This is a genomic window from Daejeonella sp. (genome assembly GCF_044232565.1).
GTDB lineage: Bacteria > Bacteroidota > Bacteroidia > Sphingobacteriales > Sphingobacteriaceae > Daejeonella.
This window is the reverse complement of the sequence record NZ_JBIILQ010000243.1, coordinates 1-4,104: the sequence shown is the minus strand read 5'-3', so window position 1 is coordinate 4,104 and position 4,104 is coordinate 1. Positions and strand designations below refer to the sequence as shown.

3 protein-coding genes are annotated in these 4,104 nt (G+C 37.9%); all 3 read left to right on the top strand.

Annotated elements, in window-relative coordinates:
* Positions 1-519, top strand: a 519-nt coding sequence (locus ACILQF_RS11270; protein WP_395627507.1) for a UbiA family prenyltransferase, incomplete at its 5' end; no start/stop codon positions are given.
* Between the two features lies 1 nt (position 520).
* On the top strand, positions 521-2,236 hold the full coding sequence (locus ACILQF_RS11265) for a M3 family oligoendopeptidase (protein ID WP_395627506.1): 1,716 nt from the start codon (positions 521-523) through the stop codon (positions 2,234-2,236).
* 115 nt (positions 2,237-2,351) lie between these two features.
* Entirely contained in the window at positions 2,352-4,055 is a 1,704-nt protein-coding gene (locus ACILQF_RS11260) for an amino acid permease (RefSeq protein ID WP_395627505.1), read from the top strand.
* The last annotated feature ends 49 nt before the right edge of the window (positions 4,056-4,104 follow it).

Below are 4,104 nucleotides of genomic sequence, written 5' to 3'. Positions count from 1 at the left end.
ATAGCGCTAGCTGTAGTACTTGGCTATAGCTATACGAAACGATTTACGCCATTATGCCACCTTGTTTTGGGTTTGGGCTTGGCCCTAGCGCCAATCGGAGCGTATTTAGTTGTGGCAGGCGAATTTGCTATGCTTCCCATTTATTTTTCACTTGCCGTTTTATGCTGGGTTAGTGGCTTTGATATTATCTACGCACTTCAAGATGAGGAATTTGATCGCAAAAACAATCTAAATTCCATCCCAGCATGGTTGGGCAAAGAAAGAGCATTAAAGGTTTCATCTATTCTGCATATTCTAGCAGTAATATTTGTAGCAATTCCTTATTTCAAGTCGGATTTATCTTGGTTTTACCTTGCTGGCATCTTATTTTTTGCCATTTTGTTGATTTATCAGCATAAATTAGTAAAACCTAACGACCTTTCGAAAGTCGACCGTGCATTTTTCACGACCAATGGTATCGCATCCGTAGTCTTCGCAAGCTTTTTTTTATTAGACATTTACCTTCGCAATCAATATTAATATGAACGATCTGAAGATTTCAAAAAAAACAAGAACCTATATCCCTGAGACTTTAAAAGTGGACTGGAATAGCCTAGCGCCAATATTCAATGAATTGACAACAAGAAGTATTCATTCTCTTTCTGAGCTTGAGCAATGGCTTCTAGACCGCAGTGAACTTGAAGCAGCATTAGAAGAGGATTTTGCATGGAGATATATACGCATGACCTGCGATACGACAGATGAAAAGCTCTTGAATGATTTTCAATATTTTGCAACTGAAATTGAGCCTAAAATCGCACCCATTAGCAATGAATTAAACAAAAAATTTATTAATTGCCCATTTACCGCCGAATTAGATAAGGATAAATTCTTTGTATTTACCCGTGGAATCAAAAAAGCACTTGAACTATTTCGTGAAGAAAACATTCCCTTACTAACTCAAATCCAAGTAGAACAACAGAAATATCAGGGAATTACCGGTTCTATGTCGGTCATACTCAACAATCACGAATATACGCTCGAGCAAGCTGCTGTCTTTTTGAAAGATACAGATCGCACAGTTCGCCAGGAGGCATGGGAGGCCATAACGGCACGCAGGTTACAGGACAAAGATAAGCTGGATGAATTATTTAATAGCCTATTAAAACTCCGCCATCAGGTAGCTTTGAATGCAGGCTTTGAGAATTTCAGGGATTATATGTTCCAAGCATTGGGGCGCTTTGATTATACAGCGGCAGACTGCCTAAATTTTCATAAAGCGATTGAAAAAGAAATTGTACCAATTTTAAAAGATCAAGCAGAAAACCGTAGAATAGCTCTAAATCTAAGCGAGTTAAAGCCGTGGGACATGGAAGTTGACACCTCCGGAAAAGCTGCTCTAAAACCATTTAAAAATGGGGAAGAACTGATTGATAAATCCATCAAATGTTTCCAAGGTTTGAGTCCTTACATTGGCGAAAGGCTCGAAATCATGAAAATAAACGGCTTTTTTGACGTAGATAGTCGCAAAGGCAAGGCCCCTGGTGGTTATAATTACCCATTGGCCGAAAGTGGCGCTCCATTCATATTCATGAATTCTGCAGGCACATTCCGCGATTTAACCACCATGGTACATGAAGGTGGTCATGCCATTCATACTTTTATTACTGCGGGACTTGAGTTAAACGATTTTAAACATACACCATCCGAAGTTGCTGAATTGGCCTCTATGAGTATGGAATTAATCTCAATGGATCATTGGGATGTTTATTTCGAAAACCCGGAAGATTTAAAAAGAGCCAAAAAAGATCAGTTGAAAGATGTTTTAAAAACCCTTCCATGGGTTGCTGTTGTAGATCAATTTCAACATTGGATTTATACCAACCCGGAGCATAGCGTTGAAGAGCGGTCGCAAGCATGGAAAAATATATTTAAAGCTTTCGGGAATAATTTTAGTGATTGGTCTGAGCATCCGGAAGCTCAAGAAAACCTATGGCAAAAACAACTTCATATTTTTGAAGTCCCATTTTACTACATTGAGTATGGAATTGCTCAACTTGGCGCCATTGCCGTTTGGAAAAATTATAAAAAAGATCCCGAAAAAGGCCTTTTGATGTATTTAGATGCATTAAAACTAGGCTATACCAAAACGATAAAAGAGATTTATGAAACCGCAGGTATCGAATTCAATTTTAGCGCTGAATACGTGAAAGAATTAGCAGATTTTGTTAAGGCTGAACTAAAAGATTTAGATTAAGGATCATAAATAGTGAAATAAAAAAGAATCCGACAATCAATATTTAGCTTGAATGTTTAATCCGAACTAAATATTTTTTATGTTTGATTCTTTAAACGAGCAATCCTAAGAAAATATGTCTATAAACCTGTTTCGAAAAAAATCGATTGAGATGATCATGAGAGACCGTAATGCCGGTTTTTCTGATGCAGAAAATGAAGCAGATGGATTAAAACGGGTTCTTAATGTAAAGGATCTTACCCTCATGGGAATTGCAGCCGTAATTGGGGCAGGAATTTTTTCTACAATTGGTAATGCAGCCTTTCATGGCGGACCAGGAGTTAGTATTTTATTCGTGGTTACCGCAATCACTTGTGGTTTTTCGGCTTTATGCTATGCGGAATTTGCATCTAGAATTCCAGTGGCAGGCAGCGCTTACACCTATGCCTACGCTTCCTTCGGCGAACTAATAGCCTGGATAATTGGATGGGATCTTTTAATGGAATATGCTATTGGAAATATCGCGGTAGCCATATCATGGAGTGAATATTTTACAAATTTACTGAGTGGCTTTAACATTCATATTCCAGCATACTTAACCATGGATTACCTGTCGGCTTCCAAAGCACATACAGAATTTGTGGCAGCAGGATCAAATATTGGCGGAATGAGCGAAAAAGCAATATTTGCCGCTCAAGCATGGGCAAATGCTCCCGGAATTGGTAATTTTAAATTCATCGCTGATATTCCGGCCCTTGCCATCGTCTTCTTTATAACCTATCTCGTTTTTATTGGAATTAAAGAAACTAAAAAAGCAACTAATGCCATGGTAATTCTCAAAGTGGGAGTTGTTATTGGGGTTATTATACTGGGGTTTTTCTATGTAAAACCTGCCAATTGGGATCCTTTTATGCCAAATGGTTTTGAGGGAATGATGAAAGGTGTATCTGGAGTTTTCTTTGCCTATATCGGCTTTGATGCCATTTCAACAACAGCAGAAGAATGTAAGAATCCGCAACGCGATCTTCCCAAAGGGATGATTTACTCCCTCATTATTTGCACAGTGCTTTATATTCTTGTGGCGCTTGTGCTTACTGGAATGGTGAACTATAAAGATCTGCAAGTTGAAGATCCTTTGGCTTTTGTATTCAAAAATGTGGGATTAGAAAACATCAGTTATATCATTTCAATCAGTGCAGTTATCGCTACAGCAAGTGTATTATTGATTTTTCAAATGGGGCAACCACGTATCTGGATGGCGATGAGTCGCGATGGTTTATTACCCAAAAAATTCTCAAGCATTCACCCAAAATATAAAACACCTTGGTTTGCAACCCTCGTTACGGGTGCCCTTGTAGCTATTCCGGCACTATTCATGAATCTGACAGAGGTTACGGATTTAACAAGCATTGGGACCCTATTTGCATTTGTATTAGTTTGCGCAGGAGTGCTTCTTCTTCCAAAAGAAAGCGCCGAAGAATCGAAGCATAAACGTTTTCGTATACCTTATGTAAATTCAAAATTTATAGTTCCGATACTGTTCATCGGACTTTTCATTGCTTTTAAAGATCAGATTTTAGGATTATTTGAATATAATGGCGACTGGCATGTTTATAAGGATAAACTCCCCTATTTCTTATTTATTCTGGCAGCAATAATCATGTCTGTGCTGTCATTCATGAAAAGCTTATCGCTAATTCCAGTTTTGGGAATGTTAAGTTGCTTATACCTCATGACCGAATTGGGCTATACCAACTGGCTTAGATTTCTACTATGGCTGGGATTGGGATTGATCATTTACTTTTCTTATTCCTATCACAAAAGCAACCTGAATAAATAAATTATTTTTTAATTAATAACTCTAAAATTAAGACGATGCAACATATTGT